We start from the raw sequence: 18,448 nt of genomic DNA on the forward strand, positions 1-18,448 counted from the left end.
ATCTACGCAAGCTCCCCTTTCACTAAGGGAACGAAACGTACGGCCTCCACGGTATCGATAATAAATTCGCCTCCCCGACGACGCACCCGCTTCAGAAACTGGTGCTCATCGCCCACGGGTAAGACGAGAATGCCGCCCTCATCCAGTTGCATCATCAATGCGGTCGGGATCTCGGGCGGCGCTGCCGTTACAATGATAGCGTCAAACGGAGCTCGCGCCTGCCAGCCTTGCCATCCATCACCATGACGGGTCGAAACATTATGTAAATCAAGCTGCTTCAGGCGGCGACGCGCCTGCCATTGCAAACCTTTAATGCGCTCAACGGAGCACACATGATGCACCAGGTGCGCCAGAATCGCCGTCTGGTAGCCAGAGCCAGTACCAATTTCCAGCACCCGAGACTGCGGCGTTAGCTCAAGCAGTTCGGTCATTCGCGCAACCATATAAGGCTGCGAAATTGTCTGCCCCTGACCAATCGGCAGGGCAATATTGTCCCAGGCCTTATGTTCAAACGCCTCATCAATGAATTTTTCACGCGGCACGGCGGCGAGCGCATCGAGGACAAGCTCATCTCTGATGCCCTGCGCACGTAATTGTTCAAGAAGAGTGTGTACGCGTCTGCTTACCATTGCGTGTCGACTCCCACGCTGTCTAACCAGTCAGAAACCACTTCATGCGCGCCGTATGCGGTTAAATCGACATGCAGCGGCGTGATAGAAACATAGCCTTCATCGACGGCGGCAAAATCCGTATCCGGCCCGGCGTCGCACTTTTCACCCGGTGGCCCGATCCAGTACAGCGTATTACCGCGTGGGTCCTGCTGTGGAATAACCTGATCCGCCGGATGGCGACTGCCGCAGCGCGTGACGCGAATACCTTTAATCTGATCCAGTGGTAAATCCGGCACGTTGATATTCAAAATGCGACCGGTGCGCAGCGGTTCACGACTCAGCGCCCGTAAGATACGACAGGTTACTGCGGCAGCAGTCTCGTAGTGTTTATGGCCATCGAGTGAAACAGCCAGCGCCGGGAACCCCAGATGACGACCTTCCATTGCCGCCGCAACGGTACCGGAATAGATAACATCATCACCCAGATTAGGACCCGCATTAATACCAGAAACGACAATGTCCGGACGCGGACGCATTAATGCGTTCACGCCCAGATAGACGCAGTCGGTGGGCGTACCCATTTGTACGGCGATATCGCCGTTATCATAGGTAAAGGTGCGAAGTGAGGATTCCAGCGTCAGCGAGTTAGACGCGCCACTGCGGTTACGATCCGGGGCAACCACCTGTACGTCAGCAAACTCACGCAGCGCTTTCGCCAGCGTTTGTATACCGGGTGCGTGGACCCCATCATCGTTACTCAGCAATATACGCATAATCACCCATTGTGTTAATAAGTTCCCTTACAACACTGGTGGCGAAGCTACCTGCCGGTAGCCAAAAGCGTAACTCGACGGTTACGTCATCCCACCAGTTCCAGCTTAATTGTTGTGGATACAGCAACATAGCGCGACGCGACGCGTCGACTTTCTCGCGCAATAACAGAGACTGCAGCGCGGTTTCATCAGCAACAGCGGCTTTTTCAAACACCAGTGCGTCGCGCTGAGTTCCCCACTCACCGCTGCCCGGTAATGCCGCTGTGATCATCAATTCTTTCTCATCGACGCGACGCTGTAATTCAGTGTGTTCTTCCTGTGTGGCGACAAACCAGCTTCCGCGTCCGGATAATTGTAGCGCATCGCCGTCAACAACTTGATTAAAGTCTGTTTTTTTCAAGCGTTCACTGACTATCTGATTAAACAACGCGCTACGGGCCGCCGACAACCAAAAACTGCGTTTATTGCGATCGCGCACCGGCGCATCGCTTTGTGCCCAGCGCAGCGCCCCTTGCAGGTTGCTACCGCCGATACCAAAACGCTGAGCGCCAAAATAGTTCGGTACGCCGCGTTCGCTAATCGCCTGCAAACGCGCTTCAACGTCATTTCGCTCGCTCACTTCACGCAACACCAGCGTAAATTCGTTGCCTTTCAGCGCCCCTAAACGCAGCTTACGCTTGTGGCGCGCGTACTCCAGAACTTTACAGCCTTCGAGCTCAAATTTGCTTAGATCAGGCATTGCATTGCCCGGTACACGCGCGCACAGCCACTGTTCCGTGACCGCATGCTTATCTTTCTGCCCGGCAAAGCTCACTTCACGGGCGTGAATTTTCAGGAATTTCGCCAGCGCGTCAGCCACAAAACGGGTGTTACAACCGTTTTTCAGGATGCGCACCAAAACATGCTCGCCTTCGCCATCCGGTTCGAAGCCTAAATCTTCGACGACAACAAAGTCTTCCGGATTCGCTTTCAGGACGCCATGGCCCAGTGGTTTGCCATGGAGATACGTCAGATCGTCAAACACAGTCATTTCGGTGCCTTAATGAGTAACGCCACCGCTTCACAGGCAATCCCTTCCCCACGCCCGGTAAAACCGAGTTTTTCCGTGGTGGTCGCTTTCACGTTAACATCATCCATATGGCAGCCGAGATCTTCGGCAATAAACACGCGCATTTGCGGAATGTGCGGCAGCATCTTCGGCGCCTGAGCAATAATTGTCACATCCACATTACCAAGCGTATAGCCTTTGGCCTGAATACGCCGCCAGGCTTCTCGCAATAATTCACGACTATCGGCACCTTTAAAGGTCGGGTCGGTGTCAGGGAAGAGTTTACCGATATCCCCCAGCGCAGCCGCGCCCAGCAGAGCATCAGTTAGCGCGTGTAACGCCACATCGCCATCAGAATGCGCCAGCAATCCTTTTTCATACGGGATGCGCACACCACCAATGATAATTGGGCCTTCTCCGCCAAAAGCGTGTACGTCGAAACCGTGTCCAATTCGCATTATGTCTTCTCCTGGTGGGTAGTCCGGGTCAGATAAAATTCGGCCAGCGCCAAATCCTCTGGACGCGTTACTTTAATATTATCAGCCCGTCCTTCAACGAGCTGAGGGTGTAAGCCGCAATATTCCAGCGCCGAGGCCTCATCCGTAATGGTTGCGCCTTCGTGGAGCGCACGGGTCAGGCAGTCGTGTAACAGCTCGCGAGGGAAAAACTGCGGTGTCAACGCGTGCCATAAATCGGTGCGATCGACCGTATGGGCAATGTCTGTTCGGCCCGGCTCCGCGCGCTTCATCGTGTCACGTACTGGTGCCGCCAGGATCCCGCCGGTGCGGCTGGTCTCACTGATTGCCAGCAAACGGGCTAAATCATCCTGGTGCAGACACGGACGCGCGGCGTCATGCACCAGTACCCAACTGGCCTCACCTGCGGCTTGCAAACCTGCAAGGACAGAATCGGCACGCTCGTTGCCGCCATCCACTACGGTAATTTGCGGATGCGCGGCGAGTGGAAGTTGGGCAAAGCGGCTGTCGCCTGGGCTGATAGCGATAACGACTCGCGTCACCCGGGGATGAGCCAGCAGCGCATCAACCGAGTGTTCAAGAATGGTTTTATTGCCAATAGAGAGGTACTGCTTAGGACACTCTGTTTGCATTCGGCGGCCAAACCCGGCAGCCGGCACCACGGCGCAAACGTCCAATAAAGTGGCTGCCATGTTAAATCCCTGGACGGTTTATCGATTATTTTGCCCTGCAGTCTGAGCGCGTTTAGACGCGTCAGGCACCAGACGATAAAAAGTTTCGCCCGGCTTAGTCATACTGAGTTCGTTGCGCGCGCGCTCCTCAATAGCCTCTTGTCCGCCATTGAGATCGTCAATTTCGGCAAAGAGCTGATCGTTACGTGCTTTAAGTTTCGCGTTCGTAGCTTGCTGCGCAGCAACATCATCGTTGACGCGACTATAGTCATGTATGCCGTTCTTACCGAACCACAGCGAATACTGCAGCCAGACCAATAAAGCCAGCAACAGCAGCGTTAGTTTACCCATCCTGCCCCCTGAAAAACGGCATTAACATCCCATAACTTCCGCAGACAACTTTACATCAACGGTCGGGAATGCCGCGACAACGCGGGCAAATGTACCACATTTGCCCGTTGTTACGTATACCCCGTGTAAGGAGAACATAATCTCATTGTTGGTTACGGTTTGAATTATGACCAGAGAGTGAACAACATCAGCGATTGTTAAAAAAAGGCGTTTGCCTAACCCAACAACCACAGAAATAGCGCGCCAAACATCGCCCCAACCACCAGTAGGGTGCAGGTAATGCTCAGCAGCAACAGCCCCTTCAATAGGGAGTGCAGCGCAATACCCGCGACAATCGCCACGGGCAGCAATGCGAGGAAAAAGGGCCAGGTATAAATGAAGAAAAAGAGTGTGTTAGGGCCATAAATCAGAAACGGAATCCCCAGCGCCAACAGCCACGCGATAAAACCGACCAGAGCACCCGGTAGTGACCAGGTGGTTTCATCGTCGGCGGCGAAGGTATCTGACTCTGTAATAGTAATGTTATGGCTGTTACGCATATCTAATCCTGTGACCGTGACTGACCGGGCATACAAGCTCGGGTGTCTCAGGATCTGATAATATCTTCCTGCCTCAGCAGGTCTAATAATTGGGGTACCAAATTTGTTACCAATTGTTCACCATCAAGGTGAATCTCTGGCGATTCAGGCGCTTCGTATACCGAATCAATTCCGGTGAAATTGCGCAACTCACCCGCCCGCGCTTTTTTATACAGCCCTTTTGGATCGCGTAATTCGCACGTTGCCAGCGGCGTGTCGACAAAAACCTCAATAAAACGCCCTTCGCCAACGCGTTCACGGACCATTTTGCGTTCGGCGCGATGCGGAGAGATAAAGGCGGTCAACACCACAAGGCCCGCGTCCACCATCAGGTTAGCCACCTCGCCAACCCGACGAATATTCTCCTTACGATCGGCATCGCTAAACCCAAGATCGCTGCACAGGCCGTGGCGCACGTTATCGCCATCCAACAAATAGGTACTCACTCCCAGCTTGTGCAACGCCTCTTCCAGCGCCCCTGCTACCGTTGATTTACCGGAACCAGACAGCCCGGTAAACCACAGCACAACACCACGATGACCGTGGCGTTGTTCCCGCTGTTGCGGTGTAACAGGATGGGCATGCCAGACGACGTTTTCGTCATGCAGCGCCATTATTTTCCTCCCAGCAGATCGCGCGCGCCCCAGTGCGGGAAATGGCGACGCACTAACGCATTAAGCTCCAGCTCAAACGCGCTGAACTGAGAAGCCGCGGTGTGCTCCTGGACGATTGGCTCACGTACCAGCCCCGCGCCAACGGTAACGTTGGTCAGGCGGTCAATGATAATCAGCCCGCCCGTAACCGGATTCTGCTGATAGGTATCCAGCACCAGCGGCTCATCAAAAGTCAGATTAACCAGACCGATGCCGTTTAGCGGCAACGCTTCAACATCACGTTGGGTCAGGTTATTAATATCAATCTGGTACTGCACGTTATCAACGCGTGCGCGGGTCTTCTTACCGGCGACTTTGATGTCGTAGCTCTGTCCAGGCGACAACGGTTGTTCCGCCATCCACACCACATCAACTGCAGCGCTTTGTACCGCAGGTAACGCTTCACCGGCATCAAGCAGCAGGTCACCCCGGCTGATATCGATCTCATCTTTCAATACCAGGGTGATCGCTTCACCCGCATGCGCTTCCTGTAAATCGCCATCAAAGGTTACGATTCGCGCCACGCTCGACTCAACGCCGGATGGCAGTACTTTGACGCGTTGCCCTACCTTCACACTACCGGAGGCCAGCGTCCCGGCATAACCACGAAAATCCAGATTCGGTCGGTTCACATACTGCACCGGGAAGCGCATCGGCTGAGTATCAACTATGCGTTGGATCTCAACGGTTTCCAGTACTTCCAGTAGCGTCGGACCGCTGTACCACGACATGCTGGCGCTTTGTGAAGCCACGTTGTCGCCTTCCAGCGCAGAGAGCGGCACAAACCGGATATCCAGGTTGCCCGGCAACTGTTCAGCAAAAGTAAGATAGTCTTCGCGAATGCGGTTAAATGTCTCTTCGCTAAAGTTCACCAGATCCATTTTGTTGATCGCCACCACCAGGTGTTTGATCCCAAGTAGCGTGGAGATAAAGCTGTGACGACGGGTCTGATCCAGCACGCCTTTACGCGCATCGATCAGCAGGATCGCCAGGTCGCAAGTCGACGCACCGGTCGCCATGTTGCGGGTGTACTGCTCATGGCCGGGAGTATCCGCAATAATAAATTTCCGCTTCTCGGTAGAGAAATAACGGTAAGCCACGTCGATGGTGATGCCCTGCTCGCGCTCGGCTTGCAAGCCGTCAACCAATAACGCCAGATCGAGCTTTTCGCCCTGAGTACCGTGACGTTTACTGTCGTTGTGCAGCGATGAAAGCTGGTCTTCATAAATCTGACGCGTGTCGTGCAGCAGGCGACCAATCAGGGTGCTTTTCCCGTCATCCACGCTACCGCAGGTTAAAAAACGCAGCAGGCTTTTGTATTGCTGGGCGACCATCCAGGCTTCAACGCCGCCTTCATTAGCAATTTGTTGTGCAAGTGTCGTGTTCATGGCGGCTCCTTAGAAATACCCCTGACGTTTCTTCAGCTCCATGGAGCCCGCCTGGTCGCGGTCAATCACGCGGCCCTGACGTTCACTGGTGGTTGAGACCAGCATCTCTTCGATGATTTCAGGCAGCGTCTGCGCATTCGACTCCACCGCGCCTGTTAACGGCCAGCAGCCGAGCGTACGGAAACGCACCATGCGTTTTTTAATCACTTCACCCGGTTGCAGATCGATTCTGTCGTCATCAATCATCATCAGCATGCCGTCGCGTTCCAGCACCGGACGCTCCGCCGCCAGGTACAGCGGCACGATATCGATATTTTCCAGCCAGATGTACTGCCAGATATCCTGTTCAGTCCAGTTGGAGAGCGGGAATACGCGAATGCTTTCGCCTTTGTTAATCTGTCCGTTGTAGTTATGCCACAGTTCCGGACGCTGATTTTTAGGGTCCCAGCGATGAAAACGATCGCGGAAAGAATAAATGCGCTCCTTGGCACGCGATTTCTCTTCGTCACGACGAGCGCCACCGAACGCGGCGTCGAAACCGTATTTGTTCAACGCCTGCTTCAACCCTTCGGTTTTCATAATATCGGTATGCTTGGCGCTACCGTGAACAAACGGGTTGATGCCCATCGCCACCCCTTCCGGGTTTTTATGCACCAGCAGTTCACAACCGTAGGCTTTCGCCGTGCGGTCACGAAACTCGTACATCTCGCTAAATTTCCAGCCGGTATCAACGTGCAGCAGAGGGAACGGCAACGTGCCAGGATAAAACGCTTTGCGCGCCAGATGCAGCATTACGCTGGAATCTTTTCCGATGGAATACATCATCACCGGATTCGAAAACTCGGCGGCCACCTCACGAATAATATGGATGCTTTCCGCTTCCAGTTGCCGCAGGTGGGTAAGTCGTTTTTGATCCATAACCGTTCCTATGTAATGCCGTTATTTTGCTAACGATGCTCAGATAACCTGACTATAGGGAGGGCAAGAGGGCGAATGAAATTACGAATTGGAATGAGTAGTTCCTCAAAGGAATAACGATCCGGAAAAGCAAATATCAAAAAGTGCTTAAGCTACCGAATTTAGGGCATTTAGGAGCAAATGAAATTGTTTTACCTCGATCACGGTTTCATACTAGCGGCTAAAAATTTCTGCTTGGTATTTAAGGACTCATTATGTTTTCCGCAACGCGCCCCCTTCTTGCAATCCTGGCGCTCGGCGCGTGCTTTATCCTTCCCGCACAGGCAACATCTTCCAAACCTGGAGATATCGCAAATACCCAGGCTCGATATATCGCAACGTTTTTCCCAGGCCGAGTAACGGGCTCTCCGGCAGAAATGTTGTCTGCTGATTATATTCGTCAGCAATTTCAGCAGATGGGCTACAGCAGTGATATTCGAACGTTTAATAGCCGTTATGTTTATACCGCCAAAAATAACCGTAAAAACTGGCATAACGTCACGGGGAGTACCGTTATTGCCGCACACGAGGGTAAAGCGCCACAACAGATTATTATCATGGCGCACCTCGACACCTACGCCGCACAGAGCGACGCTGATTCCGATGCCAATCTGGGTGGATTGACCCTGCAAGGTATTGATGACAACGCCGCAGGGCTTGGCGTGATGCTGGAACTGGCGGAAAAACTCAAAGACGTGCCGACGCAGTACGGCATTCGATTTATCGCCACCAGCGGCGAGGAAGAAGGCAAACTGGGCGCGGAGAACATCCTGAAGCGAATGAGCGCCGCCGAGAAGAAAAATACGCTGCTGGTTATCAACCTCGATAACCTGATCGTCGGCGATAAGCTCTATTTCAATAGCGGTAAGAAAACCCCGGAAGCGGTGCGAAAATTGACGCGTGACCGGGCGCTGGCCATCGCGCACAGCCGCGGTATCGTAGCCAGCACCAATCCGGGACTGAACAAAAACTATCCGAAAGGTACTGGATGTTGTAACGATGCAGAGGTCTTCGACGATACGGGCATTGCCGTGCTCTCCGTTGAAGCAACCAACTGGAGTCTGGGCAAGAAAGATGGCTATCAACAGCGCGCCAAAAGCGCCTCGTTCCCGGCAGGCAACAGCTGGCACGATGTGCGACTGGATAACCAGCAGCATATCGATAAAGCCTTACCGGGCAGGATAGAGCACCGTAGCCGCGACGTGGTACGCATTATGCTCCCACTGGTGAAAGAACTGGCAAAGGCGGGAAAATCCTCGTAACCCATCCAGCCCCATAATATTTCTGCTTTCAAAGTGGATTATCCCCGCTGGCGCGGGGAACACCATTCTACGTGAGCACCGCAACGCAGGATTAGCGGTTTATCCCCGCTGGCGCGGGGAACACTCTAAAACTATATCACTGATCTAAAAGGGATTATAGCCGTAGAAAAATTCCACCAAATTTTCCACATTATTCAAGAACTATAACCCATTGATTTTACGAAGGATGGAATGACACTAACCTTAATCCATCGAGTTCCACCGCCATGCGCCTGTTTTCACCCCATGTTTGAAAATCAAAACCAGACTCATTATTCACCGCCCAAGCCATAACAACATTCCCTTCGTCTGCCAGGGTAGTGACCTGATGCCAGATCATTTCTCGCACCTTACGTGAGGTATCGCCAACGTAAACACCTGCGCGAACTTCTAATAACCAGACAGCCAGACGACCGCGCAAACGAGCAGGAATATTTTCGGTGACAACAACAAGCATACTCATGCGCTACCCCCTGTGACCTGCATCGCCCAATGAAACAGGCTCAGGGATCGCCGGAGGCTGGGCATCTGCAAAAGGTTTAGGGATTTCAACCTCCCCGGCAGCCAGCACTTCTTCAATCAATGGGATGATCCGCGCCAGCGTTTTCTGGCTGCGGAATATATCCCGACAGGCCAGACGAACCTCTTTATCTGGACTGACTGGCGCACGGGCAGCAATCTCGAAAGCAACCGGAACAACACCATCAAATTTGACGATATCAGCAATGTCATACACAAAAGAGAGCGGCTTACCGGAATGCACAAAACCAATAGCAGGTGCGTAACCTGCGGCTAATACCGCGGCTTCGGTAATACCATAAAGGCAGGATGTGGCAGCACTAATACACTGATTAACCGTGTCGCCCTTTCCCCAGTCTTTAGGATCGTAACGTCGACCATGCCACTTCACACCGTAGCGCTCTGCCAGCAGAGCATAGCTCTGGCGTACCCGCGCGCCTTCGATGCCGCGGAGTTGTTCAACGGAGCGACGGCTGGGAGCAGGCTCACCAAAACGCAATTCGAACATTTTACGCACTACTTTCAGCCGGAGTTCTTCATCCAGCGCCAGCTTTGCCTGATACAACAGTCTGTCTGAACGCGCGCCTCCCGGCTGTCCGCAGGCGTAAAGTCGTACACCTGCTTCACCAACCCATACCAGTAAGGTACCTGTGGTTGCCGCCAGTCGCACCGCGGCATGAGAAACGCGCGTGCCTGGCTCCAGCATAATGCAGGCTATCGATCCCACCGGAATATGCGTTCGTATTCCCGTTTTGTCGATCAGCACGAACGCACCGTCGATCACATCAATCTGCCCGTATTGCAGAAAGATCATTGAGGTACGATCTTTCATTGGGATGGGGCTCAGCGGTAGCCAATTCATTGTTCCCCTCGCCGAATCAACATCAGACCGCAGCCTAGCGCTTTGCTTTTACCAAACCCATTCCTGAGAGCGTGAGAGAAACGCGTCACATCGTCTACCCGTAACAGTCCCGCAAAATCAACGCTGCCAAAACTGATAGGGCGTTCCCCGGTCAGTCGACTGAAACGTTGTTGCTGGTAACTCACCACGTAATCCTGCTTATCAGGAAGCATGAAACCATGCTGTTCCCCCTGACGGCGTAGCCAGTTATTCGCCGCGATGATTTGCAGTGGCCAGTGTTGTTCAGCAGGTATCCCTTTCTGCTTTGCCTGGTATTTGGCATCCATCATCACGTCGCTACGCTTACCGGATCGGGTGATAACGGGGTTCGCGCGTAGCGAAAAATACAGAAACATGCCTTTTGTCAGATGTGGCTGAAACGGTTTACTCTCTACGGCAAAAATATTATGCCCATCCAGAGGTGGAACATCCGACTGCACATAAAAACGCTCACCCCGTTCTGCAGACTCATGGCGAAACAGAAAACGGCGTTCATCCTGATGAGAAAAAAGCTGCCAAAGCCATTGATGACTGGCATAGGGGCTGGCGCTCTGCCACTTCTGCATCATTTCAGGCGTTAGCTTGCCGAGGTCCAGCGTTACGCGTGACAGAAACATTATTTTTCCTCCCTGAGCTGGCCTGCAAACTGACTACGCGTAGTAAACTGCCAGCGTACTTTACTGAGTGGCTGATCGCTTCTCTGAACGGAAATAGCAGGCACAACGCCCTGCGGCTCGCCTTCCCAATAGCAAAGATCGGACGCGGTAGTGATTGCCGCCAGTTCCGGGCAAATCAACGCCTGCTCTGCCTGGTAAAAAACGTGGGCCAACGTTCCGTCCAGTATCAGCGGCGCCAGCGGCAGGGCTGGAGGACAAGATTTTCGCCCCAGATACAGAGGAAATACAGGCTCCTCCAGCGCAGCTGCCAGTTTTTCCAAAACTATCGGTGCCCCTTCAGTTTCCTTAACAGCAATATGAAACAGCGCATCGCACCGATATTCGCGGGTGGTGATCATCGGATTGTTGAGATCTTCCTGCCCCAGAACCAGCTCATCACGCCGAGTGAAATAAATGCGCTTTGTGTTCTCTTTTGGTACTTCGACAGTGTGATAGTCACGCAGCCATTGCTCGCGGGAAGAAAACGGTCGTATGGCAAAATGGTAGTGTCGGTTAAACTCATCCAGATGAGCAGCCTCACGCCGGATACCACAGGCGGCAGCAAGCAATCCCAATAATGCTGAACGACTGGGCACAGCGTTGCTGTGCCTCACCTCGCCCACGGCGGCTTCGCCCCAGGACATCAACGGCGCGTAAAGTTGAAAAACAAGATAGCGGGACATCGCAACTCCTTACTGGCTGACAAACTCCAGCAGTTCCTGGAGCGAACCTTCGCCCGATTCCACATTCATCTCGTAGTGGCGCTCCCCCTCACGTGACCCGTAAGCGCGTTCAAACTTCTGCCGCTGCTCTTTCAGGCGTTGAATGGCCTGTGTCTGCTGATCTTCTCCACGAACAGGATTAAAGAAAGCGACTGAAAGCGCGCGAGGCTGCTGGCGTCCCATTTCCACCAGTGCGTAAGATGCGTAAGCACGCGAGGCAAAGCTGTTCTGATTTCCGGTTGGCGAGACGGTGAGCGCCGTTTCGGCCAGCGCCTTAAGGGTTCGCGCGACCAGGGCTTTATCACCATTGAGGTTTTCCAGTAACAGGTCGCGACTGATGCAAATATAAGAATAGAATAACGCAGAGGCGAAGCCCTTCTCACCCATATGCGCCGACCCGGCGTCATCCTCTTTACGGTTCAGATCGTCCACTGCCGTAAAGAAATCCTCTTCAACCGTAACGGCGCTGACGCCAAGAGCATGAGCCACCTGGCAAGCGGCTTCAACGTTAAACGCCGGGCTGGACGCCAGCATGCGACCAAACAGCGCGATATCAACGCCGCTGGCAGTTTCACGTAACAGCTTCAGCTCGCTCACTTCCGGTTCACGTTTATCCGCAATCAGCGTTTCAACCAGTTGGTTTATATGCCGGTATTCATCCGGACTGATATGCACCAGTTGTTCGATATTCAGGTTCTCTTCCGCCTTCGCATTTTTATCGGCTTTTAATTTGCCGAACTGGCTGGCTATTTTTCCAGCGGCGGAAAGCGCCATCTTTTCTGCAACTCCACCAGCCAGCAGATGTTTATAAATCTCACTGCCCAGACGGCGAGTACGGGTGCCAATATGTCCACTAAGAGCGCTTTCAAAAACTTCCGAGGTACGCCATGCGCGCTTGAGACTTTGTGAGGAGACCCGAAGACGCTCTACCCCGCCCATAATGGCGGTTTTCGGACGTCCGGTATCATCACGGTTCAGGTTAGCGGGGGCGTAAGCCGTCAGAATATGCAATTGAATAAATGTCGTCATGAGTGAAATCCTTTTTATTTGTTCCTGGGAGATTTTTCGCCAGCCTGCAGATATTCACTGGCCCAGCGTACGGAGAGGCGCTTAAAAGGGTTACTTTCAGCCGCCAGATGTGCTTCTTTCGCCTGCCATTCACGCATCCATAAGAAAACCCCGTCAGCCAGCGACACAAGGTTAACGCCCTGGTCACCGCGCAGTTTTACCGCACGAATCAGTTGACTGGAGAGTTCCGCCGGGGTTCTGACCGCCAACAGGCGATCGAAACGCTGACGTGAAAGGCAGGGGCCGCTTTTAATCTCTTCACCAAGCTGGCGGGCGAAAGAGCCGGTGGCGTTGTCGTGATGGGCATGGGCCGCAATGCCTGTAAAAATGGCTAATGCCAGTTTGTCGCTGGCCTGCTTTTCTACGTCCGTCAGCGCACGGTTCAGATGATGAAAAGCCTGGCTGGTGAGCGCCCCATACGGTAAAACCGCATGACGCAGCTCTGCTCGCCAGGCCCGACCATTGCCTGTAAAAGCAGCATCGACGCTATTGCGTTCCTGCAAACTCCGAAACCAACGGCGAATAATGCCAGGCGCACCGTCGATAATAATCAGCTCTTTTCCGGTGTTAGTTTCAAACATTCGCCTGCTCCTTATGTTCCATAGCGAGCTCCTTCAGTGTTTTCAGGCTGGTGAGTTTTTTGACATTCTTGATAAGACTGAGCCGGGCAGACAAAATTCGTTGCAAATCAGCCGTATTATCGGGGTTGGTAAAAGCGCTCTGGTCGAATATTTGTAGCAACCCGCGTTGCAGGTTCTCTCCCCACTCCCGCAGCGCGGCGCGCGCCTGAGGCTGAAGAGAAGAAGGATGTTGGCTTAACGTCTGCCATAGCTGACGAAATCCTGGCTCGGTCTGCTGCCAGAAGGCGATATCCACCATACTGAAATCCCCTTTCGCCTTTTTAGGGCTCCCGAACCAGGCCTGTTTAAGCGCCTGAACGAGGAGAGGTCGAACGGAGATCGCCAGTTCGAGTGCAATTGAAAGCAGGTCTTTAAAGCTTTCCGCTTCATCGGCAAATAGCGCGATCAGAGGTAAACGATGCTCATACCAACAGCGCGCCTTGGCTTTATCCATATCAAAACCAAAGCACCATAATCCGGTAGCTCCCGGCTCTGGATTCTCGAGCACAACGCGTGCAGGGATCGTGCAATTCAGTTTATCTTCCGTCTTCATCGCCAGCCCCAGCCAGTCTTTATAGACCAGACCACCAGGTTGTCCCTTGAGCGCCAGCATCGGTGACGCCGCGTCTTTCAGCGCTTTTCGATACGGTGAAAGCGGGTGAACCCAGCCGTCATACTGCACGCCGTAGTTTTTGCTGCGGATCTGGCTGAGCAATGCAGGATGAGGCTCACCGCACAAATCACACTCGCCGCTTTGCGTATGGCTGAAATCAATTTCCAGCCGTCGCGGCATGCCCCAATAGGCCTGGAGCGGATGTGCATTTTCGGGCGTCACCCTATTTTTTGACGTTTCACTACTGCGGGTTGCGGCCAGCCACGGGAAAATCAGAGCCAGTTGCTCATCCTGCCATTGCAGCTGCCCAGGCATAACATTCAGCCAAAGTTTGCGCCAAAGCGGCTCATTTGGCTGAACTGGCATTAACAGCGTCGTCAGCGGTCCACCGCCGCGCATGCTGGTACGCCCCCCGGCTCCGTCCTCAGGGGAGTTGGTCTGAACGGTATAAAGCGCCATCACTGCACAGTGCGGGCAAAAATGCCGATAAATGCGACGTTTTACGAAGTGATCTTTATTTAACTTAACAGTGTTGCCGCCGGGAGCATCAATCAATAACCTGGCGATTGCGCTGTTTTTAACATCCAGCCCGGAAAAATCCTGCAAAAAAGCGGGTTTCTGTGGGCCAAACTGCATGGCAACCGCCACGCGTTCCAGCGCTTTTTGCCAGCGGTCCGGATCGATACCATCTTCCCAGATATCCTCCCACTGTTCTTCATCCTCCGGCGCGAATACCGTTTGTAGCAGGCCAATCAATAACTGATATGCCGCCCCCTGAAAATCTGCGCGCGGCCACGCCAGTTCGATAATGTCATTATCAGCCAGCTCGCCTGGCGAAATTTTTCGCCGCTGCCCCTGCCTGTCGATAACCGGCAGCCAGGGCTCCGTGATAAGTGAAAACATGATTCCTCCTGAAATAAATTACTGCAAATGCTGGCTCGATAACCCCCACGCCTTGCTATAAACTGCCGACGCGTCCCCCTCTGTAAGTAACAGCACCTGTGCATTCGGGTTGTGAATTTCGTGGCGAAAATGTTCGAGTTCTTCCCCCTGCAAACACGGCGCGTTCGCAGCAATTTTCTGCCATAGCGTTTCCCGCAATGAGAGGCGACTTTGTTGCCAGGAAAACGGTTCCAGCCGGGCGTAGGATTGCAGCGATCCTCCCTCTGCCCGCCAGGCAAGAAACAAATCGACGGTGGGCTCGCTTAATCGGGTGGAAAGTTCCACGTCGTCACTCCATCCCGCCATGCTTGCGGTACGGTGATAGCCAGTTTCCCAATCCAGAATGTTTTGCTTTGCGGCAGCCTTCACACTGAGATCTTTGCCGTAAACGTTATCCTCCTGAGCTTGCAGGCCAACGGGCGCGGCTATCCATGCTTCGTATACGCTTTCCACCAGTTCGCGCGCATCTTCCGGCATGCGAATCTCCCCTTTATCGCGCAATATTGCCTGTGTCCGCCACAGGCAAGCGTGGTCTTCGTAGACATAGCCTGTACCTTTGAGATGTTCACCCAGCCAGCCACTTTCCGCTTCCGGTTGCCACTCCGGCGCCAGAATGTGCAACGCTGGAGACAGACGACCATCTGGCATCTGCCCGGTTAGCGCCCCGTGTCGATCGCGAATATGGCGCTGTAAACGTCCTGCGCGCTGAATCAATAAATCGACCGGGGCCAGGTCGCTAATCATGACGTCGATATCCAGATCCAAACTCTGTTCCACAACCTGTGTTGCGATCAGCACATTGCCGCGCCGCAACGTTGGTGTGCTTGATTTTCCGAACCATTCCAGCGCCCGATTTTCTATTGCCATACGATCGATAAATGCAAAACGACTGTGGAACAACAGCAGGTTTTCTGGTGGAACAAGCCCGCTATCCAGCAACTGGCGATAGACGGTAATCGCGTCATCCACCGTGTTACGGATCCAGCAGATGCATTGCCCGCTTTCAACGGTGCGGAGGATCAGTTCGCGGGCGCTGTCCGGATCGTTGAGCCACTGCACCGCAACGCGACGAGCCACTTCAGGACGCGTGGGAATATAGCGTTCAGATACCCCCTGCGAACTGAGATGCGAAAGCCAGGGATAGCCTGCATTTTGATCGGCAATAACGGGAGCACCGTTAATACCGCGCTGGAAAGCATTCAGTAACGTATGGCGTAAAGACGAGGGCAGCGTGGCGCTCAGGATGATGACGCTACCGCCCTGAGCCGCATGAAAGGTCAGTAGCCCTTCCAGCAGACGCACCATATAGCTGTCATAAGCATGTACTTCGTCCAAAAGCAGGATCTTGCGATACAGCCCGAGCAAACGTAGAGACTGATGACGAAATGGCATGGCGGCCATTAATGCCTGATCGAGAGTTCCGACCCCCACCTCAGCCAGCAGCGATTTCTTGCGTGAATCAGCAAACCAGATATTGCAGGTACTGCTGGCAGCCTGTTCATCCGGTATATAGGCAGATTGTCCGGCATTCCGCGATGACCACAGGGAATGCGTGAAGGCCTCCGACATGCCGCTTGAGCCATGCGCCAGCACCAGCGACGGGCGTTGCTCTGCTACAAATAACGCGCGATAAGCCGTTGCCAGCCGTTGAAACATGGCGTTTGAGGTTGCCATAGTCGGCAGTCCAACGTACAGGCTGTCACCTTTCCCCTGAGCCATTAACCGCTGGGTGAGGATCAGCGCCGCTTCCGTTTTGCCTGCACCGGTCACATCCTCCAGTACAAAAAGTTGTGGGCCTTCGGCTGAAATCGCTATGTCCATAGCGCTTTGCTGAAGCGGCGTTAAGTGCTGAATAAACGGGAACAGATCGGCCGGATTACGGTGGGTATCTACCGAAGAAAGCTGAGGAAGTTGCGCCAGCGCGTGCGTGGCCTGTGCTAAGGCCCTCTGCCAGTACGCGCTATCTGGCATAACGGTACTGACCAGTGGAAAATCATGTTGGTTCGATCCCATCCAGTCCGCAAGCGTTGTCAGTCCAGCCAGCAGCCAGCTTTGTTGACAGAGTTTTTTACGCCAGATTTTGTCGCAAAACCGGTCGGGGAAATCAGTGACATTGAGGAGAGAAGAGAGCGCCGCCATCCATTCTTCGGCAGCCACTTTGTCTTCGGGGGTAAAAGCAACGCTTCCTTTGACATCCTTTAATGGCGGAACACCATGATGACCGGTGACGACGTTGAGCCAGATATCCAGCGTTCTTTCACTTTCGCGTGTTAACGCAGGTAACGCATTGGGCCATGCTTTTCTCAACCCCTGCCAGAACCAGTATCCCAGCGAGTCGTGTCGTTCAGGATAGCCAATCCCGCTGATACCGGGCACCAAATCCGGGTAAGACGTCTTATTGAGCTGCTGAAAACCCCGCGCGAATTTCCCTATATCGTGGAGCCCCAGTATCCAGGCAAACCAGCGCGCAGCCTCTTCCCGGGAGAAACCTAATTCGGCAAAGATATCTGCCGCATGAAAGCGATTGCACATCACCATTTGCCAACCGCAGGCCGCCACATCCAGACAGTGATAGGGCAGCAAATGGTATGCATCCCCCTGGTCGTGAATATTTTCCTTTTTACTGGTTTTTCCCCAGTAAGCAAAATAAGGTGCGTAATTAGCCATTTATTAATAACAAGTCCGAATCCAAATATATTAAGAGAATTACAGACTAAGAAATAATATCGGTGATCAGAATCACACCTTAACGCGCAAAATAAAGTATTTATGCAAGATAATAATAAATATGAATAAGATGAATTATATAAATAAGCACCAGAAATATTTCCCTCTATTTTCCGGTGCTGATGAGACGATCACCCTTCGTGCAATCCGCACTCGCGCTTCAATCCGAAGAACCGCGTCTCTTCTTCCGCCATACCCGGCTCCCATTTGCGGGTGGTATGGGTATCACCAACTGACAGATAGCCCTGATCCCACAGTGGATGGTATTTCAGGCCGTGCTTTTGCAGATACTGGTAAACGGTACGGTTGTCCCAGTCGATGATCGGCAGCACTTTAAACACGCCGCGCTGGATAGCCAGCACCGGCAAATGCGCCCGGCTGCCCGACTGCTCGCGGCGCAGACCCGCAAACCAGGTTTGCGCGTTCAGTTCTTTCAGCGCCCGGTTCATCGGCTCGACCTTGTTGATCTCATTGTATTTCTCAATGCCTTCAACGCCCTGCTCCCACAGTTTGCCGTAGCGCGCTTCCTGCCAGGCCGCGCTCTCCTTCGCCCGGTAGACTTGCAGATTAAGCTTGAGCTTGTCCGTTAACTCATCAATAAACTGGTAGGTTTCCGGGAACAAATAGCCGGTATCGGTGAGGATCACCGGGATATCCGGGTGAATCTGATTCACCAGGTGCAGGCTTACTGCCGCCTGGATACCAAAGCTTGATGACAGTACATATTCACCAGGCAGGTTTTCCAGCGCCCACGCCACGCGCCCTTCGGCGTCCAGCTTTTCGAGCTGTGCGTTGGTTTCCGCCAGCGCCAGAATGCGGTCGACTTTTGGCAGGTCATTAAGGGCCTTTAGATCGAGTACGGACATAATTACC

General features: G+C 53.3%; 20 protein-coding genes. 1 reads left to right on the forward strand and 19 read right to left on the reverse strand.

The window, feature by feature from the left end; genetic code table 11:
* Positions 1–2: 2 nt before the first annotated feature.
* The 10 genes from B9P82_RS07975 to cysD all read right to left on the reverse strand — a co-directional run bounded on the left by B9P82_RS07975 (position 3) and on the right by cysD (position 7,467).
* Entirely contained in the window at positions 3–629 is a 627-nt protein-coding gene (locus tag B9P82_RS07975) for a protein-L-isoaspartate(D-aspartate) O-methyltransferase (RefSeq protein ID WP_003034172.1), read from the reverse strand.
* Positions 623–1,384, reverse strand: a complete 762-nt coding sequence (gene surE, locus B9P82_RS07980) for a 5'/3'-nucleotidase SurE (protein ID WP_016157332.1) — start codon at positions 1,382–1,384, stop codon at positions 623–625. The genes B9P82_RS07975 and surE overlap by 7 nt, the downstream gene beginning before the upstream one ends.
* Positions 1,365–2,414 carry a tRNA pseudouridine(13) synthase TruD gene (gene truD, locus B9P82_RS07985; RefSeq protein WP_101700162.1) on the reverse strand — a complete coding sequence of 350 codons (1,050 nt, stop codon included), beginning with the start codon at positions 2,412–2,414 and terminating at the stop codon, positions 1,365–1,367. Before truD ends, surE begins: the two co-directional genes overlap by 20 nt.
* Positions 2,411–2,890, reverse strand: a complete 480-nt coding sequence (gene ispF, locus B9P82_RS07990) for a 2-C-methyl-D-erythritol 2,4-cyclodiphosphate synthase (RefSeq protein WP_016154209.1) — start codon at positions 2,888–2,890, stop codon at positions 2,411–2,413. The genes truD and ispF overlap by 4 nt, the downstream gene beginning before the upstream one ends.
* Positions 2,890–3,600 carry a 2-C-methyl-D-erythritol 4-phosphate cytidylyltransferase gene (ispD, locus tag B9P82_RS07995; RefSeq protein ID WP_016154210.1) on the reverse strand — a complete coding sequence of 237 codons (711 nt, stop codon included), beginning with the start codon at positions 3,598–3,600 and terminating at the stop codon, positions 2,890–2,892. Before ispD ends, ispF begins: the two co-directional genes overlap by 1 nt.
* Positions 3,601–3,618: 18 nt before the next feature.
* The gene (gene ftsB, locus B9P82_RS08000) at positions 3,619–3,930 is read right to left on the reverse strand and encodes a cell division protein FtsB (RefSeq protein ID WP_003034163.1); all 312 of its coding nucleotides are present in this window, start codon (positions 3,928–3,930) and stop codon (positions 3,619–3,621) included.
* 215 nt (positions 3,931–4,145) lie between these two features.
* Entirely contained in the window at positions 4,146–4,469 is a 324-nt protein-coding gene (locus tag B9P82_RS08005; protein WP_101700163.1) for a DUF3561 family protein, read from the reverse strand.
* A 47-nt stretch (positions 4,470–4,516) separates the two neighbouring features.
* A complete protein-coding gene (cysC, locus tag B9P82_RS08010; RefSeq protein WP_019077557.1) occupies positions 4,517–5,122 on the reverse strand; it encodes an adenylyl-sulfate kinase in 606 nt (201 codons plus the stop codon).
* Entirely contained in the window at positions 5,122–6,549 is a 1,428-nt protein-coding gene (cysN, locus tag B9P82_RS08015) for a sulfate adenylyltransferase subunit CysN (RefSeq protein WP_101700164.1), read from the reverse strand. Before cysN ends, cysC begins: the two co-directional genes overlap by 1 nt.
* Before the next feature lie 9 nt (positions 6,550–6,558).
* On the reverse strand, positions 6,559–7,467 hold the full coding sequence (gene cysD / locus B9P82_RS08020) for a sulfate adenylyltransferase subunit CysD (protein ID WP_003034152.1): 909 nt from the start codon (positions 7,465–7,467) through the stop codon (positions 6,559–6,561).
* A gap of 254 nt (positions 7,468–7,721) precedes the next feature.
* On the opposite strand from cysD, the gene B9P82_RS08025 reads away from it, so the two are divergent.
* Positions 7,722–8,768, forward strand: coding sequence for an aminopeptidase (locus B9P82_RS08025; protein WP_101700165.1), 1,047 nt, complete (start codon positions 7,722–7,724; stop codon positions 8,766–8,768).
* A gap of 217 nt (positions 8,769–8,985) precedes the next feature.
* On the opposite strand, the gene cas2e is transcribed toward B9P82_RS08025, so the two are convergent.
* The 9 genes from cas2e to cysH all read right to left on the reverse strand — a co-directional run bounded on the left by cas2e (position 8,986) and on the right by cysH (position 18,441).
* Positions 8,986–9,270 carry a type I-E CRISPR-associated endoribonuclease Cas2e gene (gene cas2e / locus B9P82_RS08030; protein WP_049268526.1) on the reverse strand — a complete coding sequence of 95 codons (285 nt, stop codon included), beginning with the start codon at positions 9,268–9,270 and terminating at the stop codon, positions 8,986–8,988.
* Between the two features lie 3 nt (positions 9,271–9,273).
* Entirely contained in the window at positions 9,274–10,188 is a 915-nt protein-coding gene (cas1e, locus tag B9P82_RS08035; protein ID WP_101700166.1) for a type I-E CRISPR-associated endonuclease Cas1e, read from the reverse strand.
* Positions 10,185–10,844, reverse strand: coding sequence for a type I-E CRISPR-associated protein Cas6/Cse3/CasE (gene cas6e / locus B9P82_RS08040; protein ID WP_049268523.1), 660 nt, complete (start codon positions 10,842–10,844; stop codon positions 10,185–10,187). Before cas6e ends, cas1e begins: the two co-directional genes overlap by 4 nt.
* Positions 10,844–11,566 carry a type I-E CRISPR-associated protein Cas5/CasD gene (gene cas5e / locus B9P82_RS08045; RefSeq protein ID WP_049268522.1) on the reverse strand — a complete coding sequence of 241 codons (723 nt, stop codon included), beginning with the start codon at positions 11,564–11,566 and terminating at the stop codon, positions 10,844–10,846. The genes cas6e and cas5e overlap by 1 nt, the downstream gene beginning before the upstream one ends.
* Positions 11,567–11,575: 9 nt before the next feature.
* The gene (gene cas7e, locus B9P82_RS08050; protein WP_049268521.1) at positions 11,576–12,634 is read right to left on the reverse strand and encodes a type I-E CRISPR-associated protein Cas7/Cse4/CasC; all 1,059 of its coding nucleotides are present in this window, start codon (positions 12,632–12,634) and stop codon (positions 11,576–11,578) included.
* Between the two features lie 14 nt (positions 12,635–12,648).
* Positions 12,649–13,254 carry a type I-E CRISPR-associated protein Cse2/CasB gene (gene casB, locus B9P82_RS08055; RefSeq protein ID WP_053090388.1) on the reverse strand — a complete coding sequence of 202 codons (606 nt, stop codon included), beginning with the start codon at positions 13,252–13,254 and terminating at the stop codon, positions 12,649–12,651.
* A complete protein-coding gene (casA, locus tag B9P82_RS08060; RefSeq protein WP_101700167.1) occupies positions 13,247–14,809 on the reverse strand; it encodes a type I-E CRISPR-associated protein Cse1/CasA in 1,563 nt (520 codons plus the stop codon). The genes casB and casA overlap by 8 nt, the downstream gene beginning before the upstream one ends.
* Before the next feature lie 18 nt (positions 14,810–14,827).
* A complete protein-coding gene (locus B9P82_RS08065) occupies positions 14,828–17,515 on the reverse strand; it encodes a CRISPR-associated helicase/endonuclease Cas3 (RefSeq protein WP_101700168.1) in 2,688 nt (895 codons plus the stop codon).
* Positions 17,516–17,706: 191 nt separating this feature from the next.
* On the reverse strand, positions 17,707–18,441 hold the full coding sequence (gene cysH, locus B9P82_RS08070) for a phosphoadenosine phosphosulfate reductase (protein ID WP_101700169.1): 735 nt from the start codon (positions 18,439–18,441) through the stop codon (positions 17,707–17,709).
* Positions 18,442–18,448 lie beyond the last annotated feature (7 nt).

It is taken from the genome of Citrobacter sp. L55, from assembly GCF_002850715.1.
Taxonomy (GTDB): domain Bacteria; phylum Pseudomonadota; class Gammaproteobacteria; order Enterobacterales; family Enterobacteriaceae; genus Citrobacter; species Citrobacter braakii.

Coding starts and splice junctions, on each gene's coding strand:
- B9P82_RS07975 (WP_003034172.1), bottom strand. CDS start 629: ATGGTAAGCAGACGCGTACACACTCTTCTTGAACAATTACGTGCGCAG.
- surE (WP_016157332.1), bottom strand. CDS start 1,384: ATGCGTATATTGCTGAGTAACGATGATGGGGTCCACGCACCCGGTATA.
- truD (WP_101700162.1), bottom strand. CDS start 2,414: ATGACTGTGTTTGACGATCTGACGTATCTCCATGGCAAACCACTGGGC.
- ispF (WP_016154209.1), bottom strand. CDS start 2,890: ATGCGAATTGGACACGGTTTCGACGTACACGCTTTTGGCGGAGAAGGC.
- ispD (WP_016154210.1), bottom strand. CDS start 3,600: ATGGCAGCCACTTTATTGGACGTTTGCGCCGTGGTGCCGGCTGCCGGG.
- ftsB (WP_003034163.1), bottom strand. CDS start 3,930: ATGGGTAAACTAACGCTGCTGTTGCTGGCTTTATTGGTCTGGCTGCAG.
- B9P82_RS08005 (WP_101700163.1), bottom strand. CDS start 4,469: ATGCGTAACAGCCATAACATTACTATTACAGAGTCAGATACCTTCGCC.
- cysC (WP_019077557.1), bottom strand. CDS start 5,122: ATGGCGCTGCATGACGAAAACGTCGTCTGGCATGCCCATCCTGTTACA.
- cysN (WP_101700164.1), bottom strand. CDS start 6,549: ATGAACACGACACTTGCACAACAAATTGCTAATGAAGGCGGCGTTGAA.
- cysD (WP_003034152.1), bottom strand. CDS start 7,467: ATGGATCAAAAACGACTTACCCACCTGCGGCAACTGGAAGCGGAAAGC.
- B9P82_RS08025 (WP_101700165.1), top strand. CDS start 7,722: ATGTTTTCCGCAACGCGCCCCCTTCTTGCAATCCTGGCGCTCGGCGCG.
- cas2e (WP_049268526.1), bottom strand. CDS start 9,270: ATGAGTATGCTTGTTGTTGTCACCGAAAATATTCCTGCTCGTTTGCGC.
- cas1e (WP_101700166.1), bottom strand. CDS start 10,188: ATGAATTGGCTACCGCTGAGCCCCATCCCAATGAAAGATCGTACCTCA.
- cas6e (WP_049268523.1), bottom strand. CDS start 10,844: ATGTTTCTGTCACGCGTAACGCTGGACCTCGGCAAGCTAACGCCTGAA.
- cas5e (WP_049268522.1), bottom strand. CDS start 11,566: ATGTCCCGCTATCTTGTTTTTCAACTTTACGCGCCGTTGATGTCCTGG.
- cas7e (WP_049268521.1), bottom strand. CDS start 12,634: ATGACGACATTTATTCAATTGCATATTCTGACGGCTTACGCCCCCGCT.
- casB (WP_053090388.1), bottom strand. CDS start 13,254: ATGTTTGAAACTAACACCGGAAAAGAGCTGATTATTATCGACGGTGCG.
- casA (WP_101700167.1), bottom strand. CDS start 14,809: ATGTTTTCACTTATCACGGAGCCCTGGCTGCCGGTTATCGACAGGCAG.
- B9P82_RS08065 (WP_101700168.1), bottom strand. CDS start 17,515: ATGGCTAATTACGCACCTTATTTTGCTTACTGGGGAAAAACCAGTAAA.
- cysH (WP_101700169.1), bottom strand. CDS start 18,441: ATGTCCGTACTCGATCTAAAGGCCCTTAATGACCTGCCAAAAGTCGAC.